This is a genomic window from Thermoanaerobacterium sp. R66 (assembly GCF_028895185.1).
Classification (GTDB): Bacteria; Bacillota; Thermoanaerobacteria; order Thermoanaerobacterales; family Thermoanaerobacteraceae; genus Thermoanaerobacterium.
On sequence record NZ_JAEUWW010000001.1, the window covers coordinates 961,105 to 985,043 of the forward strand.

At 34.4% G+C, this 23,939-nt stretch carries 28 protein-coding genes and 1 riboswitch; of the genes, 7 read left to right on the forward strand and 21 right to left on the reverse strand.

Features of this window, described 5'->3' with window-relative positions; translation table 11 throughout:
* Positions 1 to 61: 61 nt before the first annotated feature.
* A complete protein-coding gene (nagB, locus tag JJQ93_RS04775; RefSeq protein WP_274892907.1) occupies positions 62 to 832 on the reverse strand; it encodes a glucosamine-6-phosphate deaminase in 771 nt (256 codons plus the stop codon).
* 18 nt (positions 833 to 850) lie between these two features.
* Positions 851 to 1,999 (reverse strand): ROK family transcriptional regulator, encoded by a 1,149-nt coding sequence (locus JJQ93_RS04780; RefSeq protein ID WP_274892908.1) that lies wholly within the window; start codon positions 1,997 to 1,999, stop codon positions 851 to 853.
* 226 nt (positions 2,000 to 2,225) lie between these two features.
* Here JJQ93_RS04780 and JJQ93_RS04785 point away from each other — a divergent pair, with 226 nt between their 5' ends.
* The 5 genes from JJQ93_RS04785 (at position 2,226) to JJQ93_RS04805 (ending at position 4,768) form a co-directional block, all read left to right on the forward strand.
* Positions 2,226 to 2,606 carry a hypothetical protein gene (locus JJQ93_RS04785; RefSeq protein WP_085112115.1) on the forward strand — a complete coding sequence of 127 codons (381 nt, stop codon included), beginning with the start codon at positions 2,226 to 2,228 and terminating at the stop codon, positions 2,604 to 2,606.
* Positions 2,607 to 2,697: 91 nt separating this feature from the next.
* Positions 2,698 to 2,859: a hypothetical protein gene (locus JJQ93_RS04790; protein ID WP_274892910.1), complete on the forward strand. Its 162-nt coding sequence runs from the start codon at positions 2,698 to 2,700 to the stop codon at positions 2,857 to 2,859.
* 56 nt (positions 2,860 to 2,915) lie between these two features.
* Positions 2,916 to 3,581 (forward strand): hypothetical protein, encoded by a 666-nt coding sequence (locus tag JJQ93_RS04795; RefSeq protein WP_085112117.1) that lies wholly within the window; start codon positions 2,916 to 2,918, stop codon positions 3,579 to 3,581.
* Between the two features lie 68 nt (positions 3,582 to 3,649).
* A complete protein-coding gene (locus tag JJQ93_RS04800) occupies positions 3,650 to 3,967 on the forward strand; it encodes a hypothetical protein (RefSeq protein WP_274892911.1) in 318 nt (105 codons plus the stop codon).
* A gap of 237 nt (positions 3,968 to 4,204) precedes the next feature.
* Entirely contained in the window at positions 4,205 to 4,768 is a 564-nt protein-coding gene (locus JJQ93_RS04805) for a TMEM165/GDT1 family protein (protein ID WP_085112119.1), read from the forward strand.
* A gap of 64 nt (positions 4,769 to 4,832) precedes the next feature.
* On the opposite strand, the gene JJQ93_RS04810 is transcribed toward JJQ93_RS04805, so the two are convergent.
* From JJQ93_RS04810 to JJQ93_RS04890, 17 genes are all read right to left on the reverse strand, one after another.
* Positions 4,833 to 5,657 carry a cell wall hydrolase gene (locus JJQ93_RS04810; protein ID WP_274892912.1) on the reverse strand — a complete coding sequence of 275 codons (825 nt, stop codon included), beginning with the start codon at positions 5,655 to 5,657 and terminating at the stop codon, positions 4,833 to 4,835.
* Positions 5,657 to 5,785, reverse strand: a riboswitch (cyclic di-AMP (ydaO/yuaA leader). It overlaps the preceding gene by 1 nt.
* A gap of 57 nt (positions 5,786 to 5,842) precedes the next feature.
* The gene (locus JJQ93_RS04815; RefSeq protein ID WP_168170180.1) at positions 5,843 to 5,986 is read right to left on the reverse strand and encodes a hypothetical protein; all 144 of its coding nucleotides are present in this window, start codon (positions 5,984 to 5,986) and stop codon (positions 5,843 to 5,845) included.
* Positions 5,987 to 6,077: 91 nt separating this feature from the next.
* On the reverse strand, positions 6,078 to 7,448 hold the full coding sequence (locus tag JJQ93_RS04820; protein WP_274892913.1) for a sensor histidine kinase: 1,371 nt from the start codon (positions 7,446 to 7,448) through the stop codon (positions 6,078 to 6,080).
* Entirely contained in the window at positions 7,438 to 8,124 is a 687-nt protein-coding gene (locus JJQ93_RS04825) for a response regulator transcription factor (protein ID WP_274892914.1), read from the reverse strand. Before JJQ93_RS04825 ends, JJQ93_RS04820 begins: the two co-directional genes overlap by 11 nt.
* An 18-nt stretch (positions 8,125 to 8,142) precedes the next feature.
* A complete protein-coding gene (gene aroA, locus JJQ93_RS04830) occupies positions 8,143 to 9,414 on the reverse strand; it encodes a 3-phosphoshikimate 1-carboxyvinyltransferase (RefSeq protein ID WP_274894053.1) in 1,272 nt (423 codons plus the stop codon).
* 23 nt (positions 9,415 to 9,437) lie between these two features.
* On the reverse strand, positions 9,438 to 10,283 hold the full coding sequence (locus tag JJQ93_RS04835; protein WP_274892915.1) for a prephenate dehydrogenase: 846 nt from the start codon (positions 10,281 to 10,283) through the stop codon (positions 9,438 to 9,440).
* Complete coding sequence (gene aroF, locus JJQ93_RS04840; RefSeq protein WP_085112125.1) at positions 10,280 to 11,296, reverse strand: 3-deoxy-7-phosphoheptulonate synthase; 1,017 nt, start codon at positions 11,294 to 11,296, stop codon at positions 10,280 to 10,282. Before aroF ends, JJQ93_RS04835 begins: the two co-directional genes overlap by 4 nt.
* 24 nt (positions 11,297 to 11,320) lie before the next feature.
* Positions 11,321 to 12,145: a prephenate dehydratase gene (gene pheA, locus JJQ93_RS04845; protein WP_274892916.1), complete on the reverse strand. Its 825-nt coding sequence runs from the start codon at positions 12,143 to 12,145 to the stop codon at positions 11,321 to 11,323.
* A 72-nt stretch (positions 12,146 to 12,217) separates the two neighbouring features.
* Positions 12,218 to 13,288 carry a 3-dehydroquinate synthase gene (gene aroB / locus JJQ93_RS04850; protein ID WP_274892917.1) on the reverse strand — a complete coding sequence of 357 codons (1,071 nt, stop codon included), beginning with the start codon at positions 13,286 to 13,288 and terminating at the stop codon, positions 12,218 to 12,220.
* A gap of 159 nt (positions 13,289 to 13,447) precedes the next feature.
* Entirely contained in the window at positions 13,448 to 14,323 is an 876-nt protein-coding gene (gene sdaAA / locus JJQ93_RS04855; RefSeq protein ID WP_085112128.1) for an L-serine ammonia-lyase, iron-sulfur-dependent, subunit alpha, read from the reverse strand.
* A 20-nt stretch (positions 14,324 to 14,343) separates the two neighbouring features.
* Complete coding sequence (sdaAB, locus tag JJQ93_RS04860) at positions 14,344 to 15,030, reverse strand: L-serine ammonia-lyase, iron-sulfur-dependent subunit beta (protein ID WP_274892918.1); 687 nt, start codon at positions 15,028 to 15,030, stop codon at positions 14,344 to 14,346.
* Complete coding sequence (pepF, locus tag JJQ93_RS04865; protein ID WP_274892919.1) at positions 15,030 to 16,829, reverse strand: oligoendopeptidase F; 1,800 nt, start codon at positions 16,827 to 16,829, stop codon at positions 15,030 to 15,032. The genes sdaAB and pepF overlap by 1 nt, the downstream gene beginning before the upstream one ends.
* A 13-nt stretch (positions 16,830 to 16,842) precedes the next feature.
* The gene (locus JJQ93_RS04870) at positions 16,843 to 17,070 is read right to left on the reverse strand and encodes a hypothetical protein (RefSeq protein WP_274892920.1); all 228 of its coding nucleotides are present in this window, start codon (positions 17,068 to 17,070) and stop codon (positions 16,843 to 16,845) included.
* Positions 17,067 to 17,696: a cyclase family protein gene (locus JJQ93_RS04875; protein WP_274892921.1), complete on the reverse strand. Its 630-nt coding sequence runs from the start codon at positions 17,694 to 17,696 to the stop codon at positions 17,067 to 17,069. The genes JJQ93_RS04870 and JJQ93_RS04875 overlap by 4 nt, the downstream gene beginning before the upstream one ends.
* Positions 17,683 to 19,161: a glucose-6-phosphate dehydrogenase gene (gene zwf, locus JJQ93_RS04880; protein ID WP_274894054.1), complete on the reverse strand. Its 1,479-nt coding sequence runs from the start codon at positions 19,159 to 19,161 to the stop codon at positions 17,683 to 17,685. The genes JJQ93_RS04875 and zwf overlap by 14 nt, the downstream gene beginning before the upstream one ends.
* Before the next feature lie 228 nt (positions 19,162 to 19,389).
* Positions 19,390 to 19,701: a hypothetical protein gene (locus JJQ93_RS04885; RefSeq protein ID WP_085112134.1), complete on the reverse strand. Its 312-nt coding sequence runs from the start codon at positions 19,699 to 19,701 to the stop codon at positions 19,390 to 19,392.
* A gap of 63 nt (positions 19,702 to 19,764) precedes the next feature.
* A complete protein-coding gene (locus tag JJQ93_RS04890) occupies positions 19,765 to 20,943 on the reverse strand; it encodes an FprA family A-type flavoprotein (protein ID WP_085112135.1) in 1,179 nt (392 codons plus the stop codon).
* 113 nt (positions 20,944 to 21,056) lie between these two features.
* Between JJQ93_RS04890 and JJQ93_RS04895 the strand changes: the two genes are divergently transcribed.
* Positions 21,057 to 22,412 (forward strand): hypothetical protein, encoded by a 1,356-nt coding sequence (locus tag JJQ93_RS04895; RefSeq protein WP_274892923.1) that lies wholly within the window; start codon positions 21,057 to 21,059, stop codon positions 22,410 to 22,412.
* 27 nt (positions 22,413 to 22,439) lie between these two features.
* Here JJQ93_RS04895 and sspI read toward each other — a convergent pair whose 3' ends face one another.
* Positions 22,440 to 22,640, reverse strand: coding sequence for a small acid-soluble spore protein SspI (gene sspI, locus JJQ93_RS04900; RefSeq protein WP_085112137.1), 201 nt, complete (start codon positions 22,638 to 22,640; stop codon positions 22,440 to 22,442).
* 75 nt (positions 22,641 to 22,715) lie between these two features.
* A complete protein-coding gene (locus tag JJQ93_RS04905; RefSeq protein ID WP_085112138.1) occupies positions 22,716 to 22,988 on the reverse strand; it encodes a pro-sigmaK processing inhibitor BofA family protein in 273 nt (90 codons plus the stop codon).
* Between the two features lie 143 nt (positions 22,989 to 23,131).
* On the opposite strand from JJQ93_RS04905, the gene JJQ93_RS04910 reads away from it, so the two are divergent.
* A complete protein-coding gene (locus tag JJQ93_RS04910) occupies positions 23,132 to 23,938 on the forward strand; it encodes an undecaprenyl-diphosphate phosphatase (protein WP_085112139.1) in 807 nt (268 codons plus the stop codon).
* Position 23,939 lies beyond the last annotated feature (1 nt).

Below are 23,939 nucleotides of genomic sequence, written 5' to 3' on the forward strand. Positions count from 1 at the left end.
TCGTTTACTTTAATTATACTACATCGAATTTTTAAAAACAAATAAAGCTATAAACGATTGTCTATAGCTTTGAAATAATATCGACATTCTCTCTTGCTTTCTCCAAATCTATCAAAGAAGCAGCGTCACTGTCTATTACAATTGTGACATCAGGATGCAATGATAAAACAGTTGATGGAACATCTGTCGTAAGATAGCCGTTTAAAGTCTCTTTTATAGCTTTTGCTTTGTTTTTACCAGATGCCAATAATAAAATTTTCCTTGATTTCATTATCGTGCCAAGCCCCATTGTTACAGCTTTTCTCGGAACTTCGTCAATGCTTTTGAAAAATCTCTTATTTGCATTTATTGTTTCTTCTGCCAGATCTACTATGTGTGTCTTTGTATTTATATAGTCATCAGGCTCATTAAAACCAATGTGCCCATTAACACCTAAACCTAACAATTGAAGATCAATTTCTCCAAACTTTTCTATCTCCTCATCGTATAATCTGCAGTCTCTATCAAAATCGTCCGAAATCCCTTTTGGTATGTGAATATTTTCCTTTTTTATATTTATATGATTGAATAAATTTTTATACATGAAGTAGTGATAGCTTTGAGGATGGTCATCTGGCAGTCCTACATATTCATCAAGGTTAAAGGTTATGACGTAGGAAAAATCAATCTCTCCATTATTGTACATCCTGATTAACTCTCTATAAGTTCCAAGCGGTGTAGAACCTGTAGCAAGACCTAATACAGAATTCGCTTTTCTGTTTATCTGTTCTTTTATGATCTCCGCTGCAGTTCTGCTCATTTCATCGTAGTCATTTGTTATTATTAATCTCACAAGAATCATCCTTTCATTTTATATTAATATTAAGTAATTTGTCTTAAGAAGAACATCTGCAGATGCACCTATTGCGGCGGCATCTTCATTTAACTTTGTATATATGATCTTTACATCAAACGGGACCATTTTATCAATTAGCTTTTTTATACTATCTACTATATCGATGCCTAAGTTTATCACATCGCCTGCTATGACTATAAGCTCCGGATTTAATATGCTAATGATGTTGGCAAAACCCATGCTTAAATTTTCTATGAATTCATCAAAAGCTCTGATACAAATCTCATCTTTTGCCAAATATCCATTAACAAAATCCTTTATCGTACCAAATTTTCCATTCGACATATTCTTTAATGTGGAGACAAGACCTAAAAGCGATGCTTTGCTTTCAAAATACCCATAATCTTCGTATAAATACTTTTTACCTAAAACATCTCTGCCTATAGCCATGTATCCAACTTCCCCTGCTGTGTATTTATGACCCCTTACTAATTTCCCATTGATGTATATACCAGAACCGATGCCGTTTCCTATCGTTACAAGTACAAAATTGTTAACATCTTTGCATGAACCTATCCATCTTTCACCTAATGCTGCGTAATTAACGCTATTGTCTATAAATATGTCATAGTCAAACGCTTCTTTCAACTTAGAAAAAAGGTTAAAGTCAACCCACGAAAGCCCCGGCGCGTACACTGTCCCTTTTTCTATATTTGTTATGCCAGGAGCTCCAACACCTATGCCTGTTATTTCTTCTTGATATTCCAATAATTCTTTAATGATTTTGACCGTATTTAAAAAAGCTTCTTCTTTTGTTCCTGTGGGTCTTTTTATCTTTTTTATTATTTTTCCTTCCAAATTTGTAAGCACTCCAATTGTATTTGTCGATTCTATATCGATACCTATTGAAAATTTCGCATTAGGATTAAAAGTAAGCTCAATAGGTTTTCTGCCTGCAGATGCGGTATTTCCAAATCCCTCCTCGCTCACAAGACCTTCCTTTATCAATTCATCTACTATTCCTGATACTGTCGACTTGCTCATATTAAGGACTTTAGAGATTTTAATGCGGGAGATAGGCTGCATTTTTTTAATGACATCTAAAACATTTGCCGTGTTCATATTTTTGATAAGATAATTAGTACCCTTCCTATACTGCGTCAATTTATCACCTCCCTAATTAGTTCACTGCCAGAACCAATTGCCTTTAAAAAAATTAGTTCGAACATCGAACTTTTATCTAATAATATTATACCATCAAAAACATCCTTTTGTAAATAATTTTTACGTACGATTTAGGAGGAATTTCTAAATTTTTGTAGAATATATGTTTTATAATTATGCGAGAAAATTAGACAGACAAAAAGCGAAAGTAGGTTAGCATATAATTATGAATAAGAGAAAAAATTTTATAGTAAAAATTGTATCAATGGCAATATTAATATTTACATTGACTTTTACAGCAGGTTGCTCAAAAAACAACTCAAATTATCATGAAGAAAAAAGCTGGGCATTTTCTAAAATTATCATTTTAAATGGTGAGACTTATGTTGGCACATCTGATGATGTCACTTCTATTGACAAGAAAATTGGTACTATTAAATACTTTTCAACTGGGGAGGCAAATATAAATAATACGATTTTTTCAAACTATTATAAAGTTGGCACTAATTTATACTCTATTCCAAATGTTAACACAAAAGATGCAATTGCAGTAGAAATATCCAAAAATCATTATATTAAAGCAATTAACAAGCGTTTAATCAATTAAAAAATTTGAAAGGAGATTGAAAAAATTGCATGTTCGTAAGCTATATATCGTTATTAGTACATTTATAATGTTATGTATTTTAATTTTTTTAGTGATATCTGACGTGACTTCTGAAACAAATATGGTCATATCAAAAGTAAAATCTGGACTTAATGCTGGATTGAATGACTTTTTGCTTAATGCACCTCGTACCAAGGTAAATGCTAATGGAAGTTATTATTTTAAGCATATGACTGGTATGGATAAAATATAAGATATTCATTTCTCTGCAAATAAATTTTAGACTAAATGGTCTGGAAAGGAGTATTTATGACAATCAAACATAAAAATTTATGGATTTTTATATTTATTGGCTTGATTGCATTATTATTGGTTTCGTCTATCTCTAATCTTTTATTATATTTAAAATCAGTAAATATAAACAATTACCTTTCAAGGAGAGTTTTTGAAGATACCTCTGGTTTCGCATCATCAGTCTTAAAAACTGATCAAATATTAAATGATTCTTTGCATAGTAAACAAATTACAATCGGTAATGCTAACATTCTGGGAAATGAATTTTTAAATCAGAGCAATGATATTTTTGATTTGGTAGATATATATGTACATAATGCAATGGAAGAAATACCTATGGGTAACATTATATCTTACATTCCAGAGGAATTTTCATTGTACATAAGCCGAATATTGAATAGACCTCCTCAATCATTTGACATTTATGCATACAACAAAGACGAAATTATTAAATTAAATAAAGAACAATTGGCTAAGTTTACTAAGATGAAAGACATAAATGATAAATTAGTGGAAATTGTAAAAAAAGATGTGAAGGGACTAAAAACATATGGGATAGAAAACAATGCTGATTTTACTCCTTCGAATGCTATTAAAAATCCGTTGTGGAAAAGACTAATTAACGATATTGTAGACTACAAAAATAAAATTCATTGGTCACCCGGCTTCATATTGAATTAATAAATTAAAGTTGTATAATAATTCTAAAGTTAGAATGTTTCAATACATTACATTAAGAGGTGTTATTTATGAAAGACAATGAGTCGAATAAAAAAAATGAATTTGAGAAGGAATTAGATAAACTAAAAGAGTGGGAAGAAAACCAGTACACCCCTGGCTATTATATTGGAACGGGACGAATTCCTGAACCCATAAAAGGGGTTGGCAAATATCCTTTTATACAAATAATTATTGGCTTGATAATATTATTACCCATGATAATTGCCGTAATCGATGAGACAGATGTGTTAAATATAATATCATTTATAATACCGGCCATAATTGGTCTTTCCTTCATTTATGGAGGCATAATAAAATTAATAAACATGAAAAAAATTAGAAAATGAAACAAATTGCATTGACATAATTTTTTGACTTATTATATAATGAAGTAGATGTCTTTTAAAAATATTATATAGTCTATGTAAAGGGGAGTAGTTCACATATATAAATATGTGGCAAAGTCAACATGCTGGTTTTAACCTGGCTTTGCCTTAAAGAATGAGACCTTTACGTAATATGTTGCACATATTATGTAATAGGTTTTATTTTTTTGGCATACTAATTACAAGGAGGCAGATTTGATGAATGCTTTAATATCGTCTTTTATTCTCGTCTTTGCATCTGAAATGGGCGACAAGTCACAGTTTATGGCTATGGCATTTGCCACATTTATAAAAGCCAGAACTGTCTTAATTAGCATATTAATCGCTGCCCTTTTAAATATGGGTATTGCAGTTTTGTTTGGCTCATTTATTACAGAGTACATACCGATAAAATACGTGAAGCTATTGGCTGCCATATCTTTTTTAATTTTTGGATTGATCACATTAAAAAATGGCCATGAAGGACATGAAAAAATCAGAAAATCCAAATACGGTCCAGTTTTCACCATAATAAGTACATATTTTATTTCGGAATTTGGAGATAAGACACAGCTTTCGACACTAGCGCTTACTGCCACATACAAAAATCCTGTATTTGTTTTATTAGGTGCTACTGCAGGAATTTTCATAGCTGATGTCATTGGAATCGTATTGGGAGTTTATTTAGGTAAGAAATTGCCAACAAAACTTTTGCATTACATATCAGCCATCATTTTTATAATATTTGGCTTTATCACTTTGTACGAAGCAAAAACTCTATAGAAAGCAAAATGGATACCTTTCGGTATCCATTTTGCTCCTCTTAGCCTCTCATTAACAATCATTTTTATCTCGCATAAGAAAATACCATATTGCCTACTTTTAGTGCAACTGGCAACGACCAAAGCCACTGATTGGTATTGCTGGTGTCAAAGTAATAAAGTGCACCGTTTGTAGGATCTACACCGTTTAAGGCATCCCTTGCAGCACTTATTGAGTCTGGTGTGGCAGGTAAATTTATCCAGCCATTTTCAACAGGTGTAAATTGATAGTAACCGTTGCTATCGACTTGGTATATTACGCCTTGTATTGTGTTAGGGAATATACCACTTTTTACCCTATTCACTATCACGGCACCGACAGCAACTTTAGCTTGATATGGTTCACCACCAGCTTCCGCATTTATAAGCCTTGATAGAAGATCCAAATCAGCATTTGTGTATGAAATAACACCTCTTTGGATAGAACCTCTGTTTGCAGTTACATCGCTTCTTATACTTGAAGAAGTTGATGGTGTACCAGACGTCGATGTTGGTATGACAAAAACTTGCCCTGGATAAATCATATCGCCTGTTAAACCATTTACATTTTTTAAAGCATCTACAGTAGTACCATACTTCATGGCAATTAAGTATAAACTATCGCCTTTCTGGACTGTATATGTGTTGTCACTGCCAGGTACAACTAATACTTGCCCCGGATATATTACTGTATCACTGAGATTGTTAAGCTTCATTATTTGATTGTATGTTGTGCCATAATTTAAGCCTATCTTGTATAGGCTATCACCAGGTTTTACAGTATACGTTGCCGCAAATGCCGTCTGAGAAAATAAAAGAGCCGCTGCTAATGATGCAATGAGAGGCTTTACCTTAATACATTTTTTTAACATAAAAATCCCCCTTTTGCCTCCGAGGTTAGTTGACGGGTTCGGGCAAAGGGACGCCCTACCACATGAGTGGATTCACCCCAAAAAAAGATCCCCCGTACCCCTTTTCGGGGATTCGGCATATTTTACTTTAATTATAAGGGGAATGATTGTATATGTCCATATTAAACTGATGGGAATATAGGCAATTAGTGGCATTCACTGTAACCACAAAATGGGCAGTAAATACATCCGCTTTCAGGAACTAACTGTGCACCACAATCAGGGCATGTATATTCTTTAGAAGAATTTTTTACTTCCATCTGCTGATTTTTCGTCGCTTCTTTTTGCATTTTATACCCTCCAATATATAGTGAATTTATAAATATATTATACCATATATTGTGTAGTATGTCACTAAAAATAAAATAACAATCCCATATATCAAATTTTCGGGATTGTTATTTTAAATTCAGATCCTTCATTTAATTTGCTTTTCACTTCAATACTCCCACCGTGCAGCTCAACAATAAGCTTTGCAATAGATAGTCCTAAACCCATTCCACCAGTTTCTTTACTTCTTGCCTTGTCAACCCTATAAAATCTGTCAAATACATAAGGAATCTCTTCTTCAGGTATTCCAATGCCATCGTCTTTAATTATTACGGCTACATTTTTATCTACTTCTTCTGCATAAATTTTTATATTGCCATCAATGTCTGTATATTTTAACGCATTATCAAGAATTATTCTTAATAGTTCCTTTATAAGATTCCTATCTGCATTCACTTCCAAATTTTTATGGCAAAAAATTTCAATGCTTTTTTCATTGAAAATCACTTTAGCATCCCTGACTATTTCTGCAATCAATTCATAAACATTAAATAATTTCTTATTTATATTAAGCGTCTTGTTATCTCCTCTTGCCAGCATCAAAAGCCTTTCAATCAATATCTCCATTTCTTGCTCTTCTTTTTTTAAAGCGCCTATAGACTCTTCCAGTACATCTTTGTTGTCTTTCCCCCACCTGTCTATAAGTTCTATATATCCTTTCAAGATAGACAAAGGTGTCCTAAGCTCATGGGAAACATTTGATATAAATGCATTCTGCCTTTTAAAATAGTCTTCCAGCCTGTCCAGCATGTCATTAAACGTAGCAGCGAGCTTAGACAGTTCATCATTATTTCCGTTAACGCTCAATCTTTTATTTAATTTCTTCTCGTCGATTGCATGAACTTCTCTCACCATATAATCAACAGGCCTTAATGCTCTACCTGTTATAAAATATCCTGCAAAAAAAGACACCAAAACTCCAATGACATCGGAAACAGCCATCATCACAAACAAAAGCTTTAAGAAAAAATACTGATTTTTTAAATCTTCATAAACCTGAATGTAAAAAAACTTATTCCCGTAAGTATACTCTCTGTTTATATATGCTATATGCGTCTCATCTTTTTCTATTTTTGTAGGTGCATTTATATTTTTATCATATGGTATACCAATCAAATGCGGTGAAGACACGTACACAATTTTTCCATGCGAATCCACAATCTTTAAATACATATTTTCACCTATTGACGATCCGAAAAGCAAATCTTTGTCTACACTTGTTATTATGCCATCAACTTCTTTCAGCTTTTCGACTATGACATCTGATTGATTTTGTATATCGTCAAACGCTTGATATACAAGGTAATATTTGAGACCGTATAACACAGATGCATTAAGCACTATTAAAATAAATGAAAATATGATAGCATAAAGCAATGCAATTCTCAACTTTATTGATAATTTAAAGCTTTTAATCTTCATCTTTTTCTTTCCTTAAAGAATATCCTACACCTCTTATCGTCTGTATCAACTTATTATTAAACGGTTCATCAATTTTACTTCGCAAATACCTTATGTACACATCTACTATGTTAGTCTCACCAATATAATTGTAGCCCCATACATTCTCCAGTATGTTTTCCCTTGTAAGCACTATTTCAGAGTTTATAATCAAATATTTCAAAAGCTCAAACTCTTTTTTCGTCAACTCTACCTTTATTCCGTCTCTTTTTACTTCGTATGTAGACAAATCCATTGTTATGCCATCATATACCAATTTATTAGCATTTGACTTTGCATTTTTTCTAAGAGCGTTTCTTATTCTCGCCATAAGCTCTTCAATCGAAAACGGCTTAGTCAGATAATCATCAGCACCTATATCAAGCCCAAATACCTTGTCTTTTACATCATCTTTTGCGCTTAAAATTATTACAGGCGTCGATGATTTCTTTCGCAGTTCTCTCAATACTGAAAAACCACCCAAACCGGGAAGCATCAAATCTAAGATTATCAAATCGTAATTTCCATCTAAAGCCTCTCTTAAGCCACTATTGCCGCTATATTCTAATGCCACACTATAACCTTCATGTTCAAGCTCTATCTGTAAAAACCTTGCAATTCTTTTCTCATCTTCAATTATGAGTATGCTTTCTTCCATTAAAATCACCAATTTTTATTATAGCACATTAAGTACGCTATAAAAATCAGGAAATGAAATATTCACACATTCTGCATTTTTTATCTTTGTACTGCCATCAGCTTTTAGAGCAGCAATGCTTAATGACATAGCAACTCTATGATCGTTGTAGCTGTCAACCGTAGCACCATACAGCTTTTCTTTCCCACGAATTACCATGCCATCGTTTGTAGCTTCTATGTCGGCGCCCATTTTCTTCAATTGACTTACCATGGTGTCTATGCGATTGCTTTCTTTTACTTTTAGTTCGTCAGCATCTTTTATAACTGTAGTACCATCAGCGTAAGCTGCTGCTACGGCAATAACCGGTATCTCATCAATCAACCTCGGTATAATCTCACCACCGATCTCAATTCCCTTTAGATGCGAAGATCTTACTACTATGTCCGCTACAGGTTCATTGTTTACGACTTTCTCCTCTATTATTTCAACATTGCCACCCATTTTATTCAGCACATCTATTATTCCTGTTCGCGTGTTGTTTATATTTACATTTTTTATCAATACTTCTGAATTAGGCAATATGCTGGCTGCTACCATAAAATACGCAGCAGAAGATATGTCGCCAGGAACCAAGATTTCGCACCCATGCAGTTTTTCCACAGGATGGCATATAACCTTATTGTCATAAGACTCAAAATTTCCGCCAAAGTAATTAAGCATAAGTTCGCTGTGGTTTCTGGACAAATATGGTTCCTCAATTGTCGTAACGTCCTGTGCATACAAACTTGCCAGCATTATGCATGATTTTACTTGAGCACTGGAAACTTCTGTTTTGTAGTTAATCCCCTTAAGTGTATTGCCTTTTATGGTAAGAGGTGCATAATTGTCATAAACCGCTGTTATTTTCGCTCCCATCATTGATAGCGGCTGTATTATTCGTTTCATAGGCCTTTTTCTTAAAGACTCATCACCGGTTATAGTAGATGCAAATTTCTGACCAGCTAAAATACCTGATAAAAGGCGCATCGTTGTACCAGAGTTTCCAGCATCTAAAACATCAAGGCTTTCATTCAGATACATGCCATTTCCTTTAACATATACATCATCATTAACTATTTCTATCTCCACACCTAACTTTCTCATGCAATTTATCGTCGAAAAGCAATCTTCACTTTTTAAGAAACCTTTCACAACAGTATCGCCAACAGCAATAGAGCCAAACATTATGGCTCTATGAGATATAGATTTATCTCCAGGAACATTCACTACACCTTTTAGATGGCTTTTTTTAGAAATTTCTACCTCCATAAAATATTCATTCCTTTCCAAAGTCAAGAAGCTATGCTTTTTCTGATTTCTCTTGCTGTATCAAAAAATTCACACAGTGACTTTATATCGTCACAGTCAAGGCTAAATAAAAATTCGTTTAAAAGATTTTCATAATCTATTATCAGCCTTTTTATAACATCTTTGTTATTCAAAATAATATCCTTCCACATCTCAGTCTGGGACATCGATATTCTCGTAGAGTCTTTAAAACCACCAGCAGCGAATCTTATAGCATCTGCGTCTTCTCTATATGCAAAATTAGTCAGAGCCGCCGATAAAATATGTGGCACATGGCTTACAATGCCTACTATCCTATCATGTGAATAGCTATCAACAAGTATAGGATTAGCACCAATTTTTTTAATTATTTCATCGATGAAAATCTCTACCACACTGTCAGGTGTTTTTTCATCGGGAATTATAAAATAATTGCTTCCAAAAAAGAGTTCAGAACTGCTTGAGGAAAATCCATACTTTTCAGAGCCTGCCATAGGATGACCACCTATAAAGAATTTATCTTTCGGCAATATACCCTTTACCGCATCCATTATCGTTTTTTTTGTGCTTCCAACATCAGTTATCACACAGCCGTCTTTTAAGTGGGGAAGCATTTCTTCTATGCAATTTATGACTATTCCAACAGGAGTGCATACAAATACTACGTCTGTGTCTATTGGTTTATCAATTTCTTTTAAGCCTTCATCAATTATTCCTTCCCTTAAAGCTTCATCGATATAATCATCTTTCACGTCTACACCTATTATACCTAAATTTGTATACTTTCTTATGGCTTTCGCCAAAGAGCCACCTATAAGCCCCAATCCTATGATCGCTACTTTTTCAATCATTTAAAATCACGCCCTACCGCATTTGCTATATCAGATATTTCTTCTGCCAAAACTCTAAATTCATCTGGCGTCAATGACTGCGCACCGTCTGATAAAGCATTTTTAGGATCAGGATGAACTTCAATTATAAGGCCATCTGCTCCGGCAGCTATTGCAGCTTTCGCCATTGGATTTACTAAAAAAGATTTTCCTGTTCCATGGCTCGGATCGACTATTATTGGCAAGTGGCTTAGTCTTTTTACAACAGGCACCGCACTTAAATCAAGGGTATTTCTCGTGTACTGCTCGAATGTCCTTATTCCTCTTTCACAAAGTATCACATTTTTGTTGCCTTCGCTTAAAATGTATTCAGCAGCATTAAGCCACTCTTCTATTGTGGCTGCAATGCCTCTCTTTAAAAGAACAGGCATATTAGACCTGCCCACTTCTTTAAGTAGCGAAAAGTTTTGCATGTTTCTCGCGCCGATTTGCAATACATCTGCATATTTGGCTACAATTTCTATAGAATAGACGTCCATAACCTCCGTAACTATTTTTAAACCTGTATGCTTTTTAGCTTCATATAACATCTCAAGTCCTTCTCTTTCAAGTCCTTGGAAAGAATATGGAGACGTGCGGGGCTTGTATGCACCACCTCGCAAAAATTTAGCTCCAAACATCTTGACTGCTTCTGCACTTTCAAAAAGCTGCTCTTTGCTTTCAACAGCACATGGACCAGCCATTATGACTACACTTTTACCACCAACTTGGACACCGTCTACATCTACAATTGTAGATACAGGATTAAATGTACGACTTGCAAGTTTGTAAGACTCAACTATAGGTATGACTTTCTCAACGCCTTCCATAAGCTCAACATTTTTATCTTTAAGTTTTTTCTTGTCGCCAATCACACCTATTACTACTCGTTCTTCTCCTTTAGAAATGTGGGGTTTTAAATCAAGAGATAATAAAAGATTTGATACATCAGAGATTTGCTTTTCTGTAGCACTTGGCTTCATAACAATTACCATTTAAAAATCCTCCATTCTACCGTTTTACATGTATTTAGGATATGAACCTAATACCTTTAAAAACTCCGTTTTACCCATCAACACACCTAATATTTTATTAATGCGATTATCGCATCTATGGCCTTCAATGTCAACCCAAAACACGTATTCGCCCATCTTCCTTCTGGAAGGCCTTGATTCTATCTTTGTCATATTCACATTTTCTCTGGCAAACACCTCTAATATCTTGTAAAGACTTCCCGGCTCATTTGGAACAGAAAATATTAGAGATGTCTTGTCGTTTCCTGTGTATTCGCAATCACTTGAGGCAAGAACGACAAACCTCGTAAAATTGTTTTTCACATCTTGTATGTCTCTATCGATTATTTGCGCTCCGTAAATTTCTGCAGCCCTGGCATTACCTATTGCTGCAGCATGGGCTTTATTTTTTATTTCAGAAACAGCTTTTGCCGTACTATCTGCAGTTACAATTTCAGCATTTGGCAAGTTTCTCCTGATATAGTTTCTACACTGAGCAAGTGCCTGTGGATGAGAGATTACAAGCTTTATTTCATCAAAGTCCAGATTTTTGTCAGCGATAAGACAATGAGATATAGGAATGACTATCTCTCTTTTTATTTTAAGCCCATCAGCATCATTTATAAGCATATCCAATGTGACATTTACAGTGCCTTCTATAGAGTTTTCTATCGGAACTAATCCCTCATCATCTTCATTAATGCACAACATTGTAATGATGTCTGGAATTGTCTTTAATTCTTTAACGCAGTATCCTCGTTTTTGACTAATATAAAAGATAAGAGCTTGTTCAGAAAATGTCCCTTTCGGTCCAAGGTAGTAAATGTTCATGCCACACCCCCTTTAACTGTTTTCTTGATATTTTAATACTCTATTCTGCTAAAGTCAAGAAAATTTCTTTTATTAGTTCAATACATTCAATATTTCATCTTCTAAAACATCGAAGACTTCAGCATTGCCATATCCTAACGGCAGGATAAACTTTATCTTGCCCTCTCTGTTTTTCTTATCATGCTTTATGCTCTCAACTATTTCATGCTTGTCTATATTGCCGTAATCAACAGGAAGACCGCATGAAACCAACAAATTTTTGATGCGCAAAAGATAACTTTCATCGATGTACTTTCTGTTTAAGGCGATTTTACCAGCATAATACATTCCAATTGCAACAGCTTCACCGTGAATGTACTTTTTGTACCGCGTAATTGATTCTAAAGCGTGTCCTATAGTATGCCCATAGTTTAAAATGGCTCTTATATTATTTTCTTTTTCATCTTTTGATACAACATCGCTTTTTATTTCACATGATCTTTTAATCAGATATCTCATCATATCATCATCTAAATTTAATATTTTCTCCATATTGGTTTCAAAAAAATTAAGCAATGATTCATCTTTAATTATGCCGTACTTTATTATCTCCGAAATTCCTCCTAAAACTTCCCTTCTATTTAGAGTTTTCAGTACGCTTGTATCAATGAAAACAGCCTTTGGCTGATAAAATGAGCCAACAATGTTTTTCCCCTCATCTAAATTTACTCCAACCTTACCTCCCACACTGCTGTCAACTTGCGCCAATAAAGTTGTCGGAATCTGTATAAAGTCTATACCCCTCATGTACAGCGCAGCTACAAGTCCGGCTATATCACCTACAACTCCTCCACCTAATGCTATCACAGAACTATCCCTCAATAATCCAAAGTCGAGACATTCCTCCAACAAATGTTTTACTGTGTCTAAATTTTTACTTTCTTCACCAGCTTTTATAACTAAGTGACTTGCGACAAATCCATCTTTCGATAAAGCGTCTTCAACGTTTTGAAGATATATGTTTGACACATTTGAATCAGTGATTATGATTGCCCTTCCACTTCTCAAGTGATTTCTCAAATATAGCCCAATATCACTTAAAATTCCATTTGAGATGTAAATAGGATATGAATAATTTTTTAAATTTACATTGACGATTTCCATTGGATCAACCCCCTTTAACTTTGTATCAAAATCATTATATATGCATATATTATAATAGAAAATTAAATAAATTTAAACAGTTCTACCTCTTATAGAGGTAATTACCGATTAAAAATCGGTTTTTAAAAAGGCTTTACGAATAACTCGTAAAGCCTTTCTCTATTCTCTCATATTCATTTTCAGCTTAATGCCGGTTGCAGTCTTTGCAAGCCCTCCTTCAGCCGTCTCTCTAAGTGCACAAGGCATAGCTTTCCCTACACTGTCCATTGCACTTACAACGTCATCAAAAGGAATGATGCTTTTCATGCCAGATAAAGCCAGATCAGCGCAAATCAAAGCATTTGCAGCACCAATTGCATTTCGCGTGACGCATGGAACCTCCACTAACCCTGCTACAGGATCACATACAAGTCCCAAAAGATTCATAATGGCAAAAGACGCTGCATTTAAGGCCTCGTCAGGGGAACCACCCATCAATTCAACTAAAGCAGCGGCAGCCATAGCCGACGCTGAGCCCACTTCAGCCTGACATCCTCCTTCTGCACCTGAAAGCGTAGCATTTTTTGCGATTATTATTCCAATTCCAGATGATGTAAACAAGGATTTTATCAATTCATCATCATTTTTGCCAAATTTCCTTGCAATAGTTATCAACGCTCCCGGAATGACGCCACTGGAACCAGCAGTAGGTGCTGCAACAATTTTGCCCATCGCTGCATTTACTTCTGATACTGCAATAGCCGATGCAACAGCTTTTGAAACTGTCTCACCGCTTATTGTAAAATTATTAATTATTTTATCGTACAATCTTTTAGCATCTCCGCCGATAAAACCACCTACAGATTTTACATCTTCTTTCAAGCCTCTTTCGATAGATTTTCTCATCACATCAAGATTTGATGACATCTTTTCTATTATTACATCTCTATCATCGCCAGTCATCTCGTGCTCATAATTTATCACGACTTCCGATATAGGAATATTATATTTTTTTGTAAGCTCCAGTAATTCAAATCCACTACTAAACTGATACAACTTCTTCACCTCAGTACGTTTTATTTATGCTTTATCACACTGTCTACAACTATAGCTTTCTCTATTCCATCAATATGTTCTATTCTTACTCGCACATCTTCTGGTATGGTTTGATCTGATTCAATCACCATAATAGCCATATCCCCCTTTAACTGCCTGTACACCCTCATAAAAGCTATATTTATCATGTGCTCCGATAAGACCTTTGTCACCATTGCTATGATACCAGGTTTGTCAATATGCTTTGTAATAAGCGTTTCATATTCTCCTGTAAACTCTACACTCATACCGTTAATTTCTTTAAGCACAACATTGCCACCGCCTATTGACGAACCCAATACTTCAATGACATCACCTAAATTGTTTTTTATAATCATTCTAACCGTATTAGGATGTGATGCATCTTTATCGCTTTTTATAAATGAAAATGATATGTTTTGTTCTTTTGCCAATTCAAAAGAATTAGGCAGCCTTTCATCATCTGGATCAAGTCCTATGATTCCAGCCACAAGCGCTTTGTCAGTGCCATGCCCCTTGTATGTGTTTGCAAAAGAATCATAAAGTATAAACTGCACTTCTTTTACATCATCACCTGCTATTTGTCTGGCTATCTTCCCCAGACGCGCAGCTCCTGCTGTATGTGAACTGCTGGGACCAATCATGACAGGTCCCATTATATCAAAAACGCTGTACTCTCTCAAATTCATCACCTGTCCAAAAGTCTTTCCATTTCATCTAATACATTCTCAAATACATTTAAAGCATCTAAAATCGGCTTCTTTGTTGTAAGATCTACACCAGCTTTTTTTAAGATATTAAGTGGATAATCTGAACCACCGCTTTTTAAAAATTCTATATATCTTTTTACCGCAGCATCACCTTCATTTAAAATCATCTGCGACAAAGCAACAGCAGCGGAAAATCCTGTAGCATATTTGTAGACATAAAAGCTTGAATAAAAATGCGGTATCCTTTCCCACTCATAATCGATCTCATCGTCTACTATTATATCATTTCCGTAATAAAATTGATTAAGTTCATGATACTTTTTACACAATTTTTCTGCAGTCAGCGCTTCACCTTTCTCAGCTTCTTCATGAGTGTACTTCTCAAATTCAGCAAACATAACCTGTCTAAATATTGTTCCTTTAAACTGTTCAAGATAATGGTTTAATAGATACAACTTCTCGTTTTTGTCTCTTGCATTTTTCAAAAGATAGTCGATTAAAATAGATTCGTTACAAGTTGATGCAACTTCTGCAACAAATATCTTATAGTGAGAATTGATGTATTTCTGAGCTTTGTCAGAATAATACGTATGAAGTGAATGCCCCATCTCATGAGCAATGGTGAAAACATCATCCAATTTACCTTGAAAGTTCAGAAGCACAAATGGATGCACACCATAAGTTCCCCACGAATACGCTCCAGACGTCTTCCCTCTATTCTCATAGACGTCTATCCAACGGTTATCAAAGCCTTCCTTTAAGATGCTTACGTATTCATTTCCCAACGGTTCTAAGGCTTTTATGACTGTATCTTTGGCTTCTTCGTATTCATATTCTTTATCGAAGTCTGCAACTAATGGCACATAAAGATCGTACATGTGCAGCTCATCAAGATTAAGCATTCTTTTTCTAATAGAAACATATCTGTGTAACAAATCAATCCTTTCATGTATAGTCCCTATCAAATTGTCGTAGACAGATACAGGGACATTGTCATCGAAAAGCGAAGCTTCTAAAGATGTCTTGTAATTTCGTATCTTAGAATAAAATACATCTTTCTTAACATTGGAGTCTGTCATGGCTGCGTACGTATTGGCAAAACTTTTATAGACGCTGTAAAGAGATTCAAAAGCCTTCTTTCTCACATTTCTGTTTTTACTGCTTATGTACTTAATATAATTTCCATGGGTCAGTTCCACCAAATCCCCATCTTCATCTTCAATAGAAGGAAATCTGATGTCGGCATTATCCAGCATTTTGAATATATTCTCAGGAGAGTGTGCCATGACTTCACTTTCTGCCAATATCATCTCTTCTTTGTCTGAAAGGGTATGGGGCTTATACCTTAATAAATTTTTCAAAAAATGCCTGTAGTCTATAAAATCAGCATTATCTTCAATACAGCTTTTTAAGACTTTTTCATCCATCGATAAAATCTCTGGAGCAATAAAGGAAGCTGCACTAGATGCCTCAATATTAATTCTCATAGCTTTATCTGTCAATGCTTGATATTTGCCATTGCCATTGTCTTCGTCTCTCTTCATCCTGGCATACACAAAAAGCTTCTCTATGATCATCTGCAAGGCATCATTTAACTTAAGAACATTTAAAAGGGATTCTGCATCTTTAATCTTGCCTTTAAAGTCTGACAATTGCCTTATGATTTCCTTGGCTTTGTCAAAATCGTCATTCCACTCTTTATCGCTTTCATATATGTCTTCAAGTTTCCACTTGTACTTGTCGTCGATGTCTTTTCGATCTTTCAACTTCTTATCCATATTAACCTCCAAATTAGATACTTTCTTTAAATTTTAATTTTTTAATCATGTGTTTTTTATTCAAAGCGTTTTTAAAAGCATCTGAATAATCTTGCCCCATTTTATAGTTTTCAACAAATTCCAGCATTGTGTTTTCACCGTATTTGTCTATAAGCATGTTCGATATTTCCTGAATATTGTCCAAATCAACCTCAGAATTGCCAACAATACAATTGCCTATATTGTACATGTTGACTTTCATTTTTTATCGTCCTCTATCAAAAGGGCTCTGGCAGGAGCGGCCTCTGCACCATCTATTTTTAAAGGAGCAGCAATCAATGTATATTCGCCTTCATCAACATCTTTCAATCTTAGCCCTTCTAATATAGTGATGCCATTACTAAGCAACGTTTTATGGGTTTCGTGATTTGGCTGTGCTCTTTCTATTCCAAGTCCATCTGTTCCAACTCCTATTACTTTCATTTCTTTCAAATACTCAGCTCCGCTTGCATCTAAGAAAATGAAATTAAAGTTGAAACTATCTTCATAAGAATTTTTCGTCTTTAAAAGTACAAATTCTCCGCTTACTATTTCCTTCTCTTTCAAATCATCTGCAGTTATCTTATCATCTACGTTGGTAAAATCAAGAACTTTGCATTTTGAAACAGCTTTTGTTATATCAAAATGGTCGATCGTATCACCGCCTTCTATCATGTGAAGAGGCGCATCAAAATGAGTACCTGTGTGCATATCCATACATATCCTGGATTCATGCACGCTGTCATTGGGAAAATCGCTGATTACAATCAATTCAGGTTTTTTCTCAGGTTTGTTTTTGTAAACCTGCATATTCTTATTAATATTCATCGAAACATCATATATTTTCATCGTAAAAACCTCCTATATTCCACCACTTAAAATTATCTCTAAGAAGTAATTCATCAGCATCATAAGGTCCCCATGTTCCTGGCTTGTAGTTAGGAAACTCTGGTTTATTGTTCTTCCAGACCTCAGCTATTTTGTCTACATACCTCCATGAATACTCAACTTCATCCCATCTCGTAAAAAGAGTAGAATCTCCTCGCAGCGCGTCATAAATCAATCTTTCATAAGCTTCTGGTGAATTCATGCCAACTTGGCAATTTTGACAAAAATCCATTCGTACCGGTATCACCTTATTTAAAGTACCAGGTCTTTTCGCATTAAACTGCAAAAAAACGCCTTCTTCAGGTTGTATCTTAATGACCAGCAGGTCTGGCATAAGTCCACCATACTCTTTAAAATACAAAACGCCTGGGAGAGGTTTAAACTGTATTATTATTTCAGTGGATTTTACTGGCAATTTTTTACCTGTTCTTATGTAGAAAGGTACACCGGCCCATCTAAAATTGTCTACAAAGACTTTAATTGCAGCAAATGTCTCTGTATCGGAATCAGGTGATACTCTATCCTCGTTCCTATAACCTTCATACTGACCTCTCACTGCATTTTTCAATACAAGATCCGGCGTTAACTCCTTAAGAGATTTTAACACCTTCACTTTTTCATCATGGATAGAATCAGTAGTAAGATCAATAGGCGGTTCCATGGCAGTCAGCGTCAAAAGCTGCAACATGTGATTTTGAATCATGTCTCTTAGCGCACCAGCTTTTTCATAGTATCCACCTCTATTTTCTACGCCAACCGTCTCACTGGAGGATATCTGCACATTGTCTATGTATTTGTTGTTCCAAACTGGCTCAAAAAACACATTGGCAAACCTGATTACCATTATGTTTTGCAACATTTCTTTGCCTAAATAGTGGTCTATGCGATACGTGTTTTTTTCTGTAAAAACATCAGTTATCTTTTTGTTTAAATAAACTGCAGAATTCAAATCCTTGCCAAATGGTTTTTCTATCATGACTCTTTGCCACGATTTTTCATTCTCTGCCATTCCATGTTGATGTAACTTTTCAACGATGAGTTCAAAATACTCAGGAGCTACCGCCAAGTAATAAATTCTATTTCCATTTGTTTTATATTTATCATCAAGTACCTTCAAAAAGTCTTTAAGTCTTGAGTATCCGTCATCATCATGAAACTCAAACTTTTGATAGTATATTCTGTCTCTTAAATTTTTCCAAAGCTCATCATCTATTTTAATTCTCGAAAATTTCTTAATAGATTCGTATACTTCATTGCGATAAATCTCATCCGTCTTATCACGCCTTCCAACCGAAACGACGCAAAAATTTTCTGGAAGGCTTTTTTCATAAAGCAAATTGTAAACAGCGGGCATCAACTTTCTATGAGTTAAGTCTCCTGTGCCACCAAAAATAACCATAACACTGGATATATTATCTGTTCCCATAATATCACCTTCTTTCATTTAATGTCTTAAATTTTAACCATTTCTATACATTATAATAACTCAGAAACAGCATTTTTTAAAATAACTTTCAAAAAATTTCTATCATTAATAATTATTATTTATTAATATATTTTTCTTAATAGATATTATACTACTTTTTTATAATTATTGAAATAAAGAAACGTCAATAATCATCTTAAAATGAAAAAATAGGAGCATTAAAGCTCCTTACCGTATAGTTAAATACACATTCAACAATCTTTTTATTTCATCACACACACCATCGTCAGCCTGTATCATTATGTTGTTGCCGTCTATCTTATATTCAAAACCAGTATATCCTTTGTTTAGTAAATACTCTTTTACTGCGTTAACACCACCATCGCCGTTTGCAACAAGCACTTTTTTACCCACAAAGTCACCATTAACGTACACATTTAATGCATCCTGTGATTTCTTTAAAAGTGAATCTTCTTCATAAGTTGTCATAGCGCTAATAATGCCTGGAGCTATGGTATTTTGTCCGTTTAAATTTATCATGAAATCACCTCACAGGATATTCTATACACAAATCTGCTATTATATTCTTCTATGATACATTAATTATTTAATGTTTGCTTCTTTATGTTTTTTAACTATATTATCTGCTAATTCATCTAAAAGCTTATAATCTTCTTCTTTTGGAAGACCTTTTATAAATACTGGCGGTATCACTTCAACTTTTAGGTTTGTAATCATGCTGGACAATTGGTCAATAGTTTTTCCGCCCCAACTGTATGACCCAACAATTGATAAAAATTTAGTTTTTGGCTTTAAGGCATTTGCGAGATATGTAGCATAAATCACCTGTGGGTGTGCCCCAGTCAAAACCGTCGGCGTGCCTACGACTATTGTGGCAGCGTCAACTAATGACATAGCAAGTTCACCTAAATCTGTAACTGTTAAATCATATGGTTTTACAACGACACCTTTTTGTGAAAGAACAGCAGTCAAATAATCTACCATTGCTTTTACAGAACCGTGCATTGTAACATACGGTATAACAACTATATTCTTCGGTTCGTCGTATACCCAGCTATTGTACGCATCAAAAATGAATTGTGGTCTATTGTAAACCGGACCATGGGATGGAGCTATGTAATCTATTTTTAAATCTTTTATCTTTTCAAGATTTTTTGCCACAAAGTTTCTAAAAGGCATCATTATTTCTGCATAGTATCGCTTTGCAGAATTATAAACATGGCATTCATCTTCTGCAAAAAGCTTCGATGTAGCCAAATGTGAACCTAAAAAATCACATGTAAACAGGATATTGTCTTCTTCAAGGTATGTAAACATGGTCTCAGGCCAATGTACCCATGGGGCATGAATAAACCTAAGAGTCTTTCCTCCAAGAGATACAGTTTCATTGTCTTCTACAGTTATTATCTTGTCTTCAGAAATATGTAGAAGATCCATTAAAAAGGCCTTTGCTTTCGGAGTGCATATAACTTTTGCATCAGGATACTTTTCTAAAACAAAAGGAATTCCACCAGAATGGTCCTGTTCGGAATGATTTGATACAATATAGTCTATCTTTTGTACATCTTTCAATTGATCCATAAGCACTTCTATTTTCATAGGGTCAACTGTGTCTATCAAAGCTATCTTTTCACTGCCTTCTATGAGATATGCATTATAGCTTGTCCCGTCAGGAAGTGGAATAAGAGAGTCAAACAATCTCCTTTCAAAATGGACTGCACCAATTTTTGTTACACCATCTTTAAGCTGCATTGGTTTCATTTTAACTACCTCCTTATCGAATATTTTATCATATTTTTAATAATTTTACCAAACTCAACGCAAAATATGTAATTGAAGCGAGTAAATAAAAACGTAAAAAATGAGGTGTTACAATGGTAAATATAACAACAACACATATTGTCTACTTAATTTCAATACTTGTAATATTTTTATTTATGGTCTTTCGAAAAGACATAATTTTGCCTTGTATTGTGGGCATATTTGCCGTAGCAATGTCACAGACTAAAAACGTATTGAAATCTATTGAAATTTTGTATTCTTCTGTATTTGTATCCGGAAAAGAGCTTTGGCAGGTAATACTTATCATTTCCCTGATTATTGCCATGTCACGTGCACTTGATGATATAGGCGCAGATGTTGTCATAGCAAAGCCATTATTGAGATTTCTAAGCTCTCCAAGTAAAACATTTTGGATCGTGGGCATAGTGATGATGGTTTTATCTCTTTTCTTGTGGCCGTCACCTGCTGTTGGTTTAATAGGTGCTGTCTTAATCGGGCCTGTTTTGAAATCAGGCTTTGATGAATTGAGTTTTGCATCCTTAGTAACCATATTCGGATTTGGAGCTGCTTTATCAGGAGATTTTTTTATACAAGGTGTTCCATCTGTAACAGCTAAAACATTAGGAATACCTACATCAAAATTAATTTTAAGTAGCATACCAGTATGGGGTGTAACATCTCTCATCACAATAGTTTTCTTTTATTTTGTTACGATGAAAAATTTAAAAAACAATAAGCAAAAAGAAAATAATTACAACAATAATTTAGATGGAAAGAAAATATACAAGGAAAGTTACATTATTTCATTTGTCGCTGTGCTCTTTTTTGCCATCGATACTTTTTTAATGTACATTTTAAAAATCAAAGGAAATGCGGCAACAGCATTGATCGGCGGCACTGCAATAATCGTACTTTTAGCATCAACAATCGTACAAAAAGATTTCTTAAACAAGACAAGAGACTACTTGAAAAATGGTTTCTTGTCTGGAATCAAAACATTTGCTCCAATCATATTGATAAGTGCTTTTTTCTTTTTAGGAGAGTTGACAACTGCAAAAGAGGTCATAGGTCCAGATGCGAAAGGATATCTCATGGATCTCGGCATTTACCTTTCAAAGCACATTCCTTTAAATAAATACACTGTAGCATTGATGCAGCTTTTAATAGGAATACTGACAGGACTATCAGGCTCAGGATTTTCTGGACTACCTTTGGTAGGTGCACTTTCTAAAACTTTTGCCCATACGCTTAATATAAATTCATCAATATTGGCTTCATTAGGTGAAATAACCTGTATATGGGTTGGTGGTGGCACCATAATCCCTTGGAGCGTAGTACCTGTAACTGCAGTCATTAAGGTGGACCCTGATGCGATAGTCAAAAGAAATCTGCTTTCGGTAATCGTAGGTTTGACTTGCGGTTACATAGTAACGGTATTGCTACTATAAAATAAAGGGTATCAACCAAGATACCCTTTATGATATTCCTCTCATTATGTAATCCATCACGTTGTTTTTCTCATTATCATTCATTTTCTCCCATGCTGCTTCAAAAATTATGCCAAGACCAGGTATGGCATTCTCCTCCTTTGCATCTACAGCTTCTTGTATAAATCCTTTAATATCGTCTTTTGAACGATTTTTTAAATTGTCAAGGATGATCTTTCTTATATCCATTTCAATACCTCCTTCGTACTTATTATTCCAAATCAAATCAACAATATTAGTCATAAAAAAATAACCCCAATAGGGTTAAAAAGAAATTTTAAATAGATACTTCAAAATCAGCAATACAATTATTCCTGGTATGCCAAAAACACCTGCAACAAAAGCATTTATTATGTTTAAATGCAATGTTAAGCCAAAAATCGAGCCAAAAAAATTAAAAATCAAAAGAAAAATATAGCCAATTATAGAATTTATGACAAATTTAAAAAGTATTTTTATAGACTTTCCAAAAAGCCAAACTATAAATGCAAGTATTATGATTCCTATTGCAAACGAAAAAAAGCCTGGCAAAAGCACAAAACCACCTCACAACATAATTATACACCTATTATATCATATTAAAAATAGATTAGAACACATAAAGACATGTTGAATTAAACTTAAAGTTAATATAAAATTAAATAGTGTTTAACAAATAAATAGTAAGGAGTCGGTATCTTATGATTCTTTTAATCAAAGCTTTTATACTTGGTATCGTAGAAGGCTTGACTGAATTTCTGCCTGTATCTTCAACAGGCCATCTGATCATCGTTGGGGATTTATTAAACTTTAAAGGTGCCTATGCCACAATGTTTGAAGTGGTCATACAACTAGGTGCTATACTTGCCATCGTATATTATTACAGAGAAAAAATATGGAATTCTCTTAAAAATCTAGCACCTAATAAATGGGGATTCAGATTATGGCTTAAGATCGTCATCGCTTTCATTCCATCAGCAATTTTAGGACTTCTGCTAAATGATTTTATCGATAAACATTTATTCTCACCTTTTACAGTATCAATAGCACTTGTGATAGGTGCAATAATGATGATTATTGTAGAAAACGCATTTTCCAACTATAAAATCGATGACATGGATAAAGTAACCCCAAAAAAGTCTTTTTGGATTGGAGTTGCACAATGTATGTCCCTATTCCCCGGTATGTCAAGATCGGCATCGACGATTATGGGTGGCATGATGGCAGGGCTATCAGTAAAGGCTGCTGCAGAGTTTTCATTTTTCTTGGCTATACCCACAATGTTTGGTGCTACAGTCGTATCACTTCATAAAGGAATAGCTACAATGACATCTATAGAATGGGAAGCTTTAGCAGTAGGTTTTATAATGTCATTTATAGTTGCCTTGATAGTTGTCGACAAATTTCTGTCGTACCTTAAAAGTCATCCATTAAGACCTTTCGCTTACTACAGATTGATAGTAGGAATAATCATGATAGGACTTGTGTTGACAAACATAGTAAAATAAG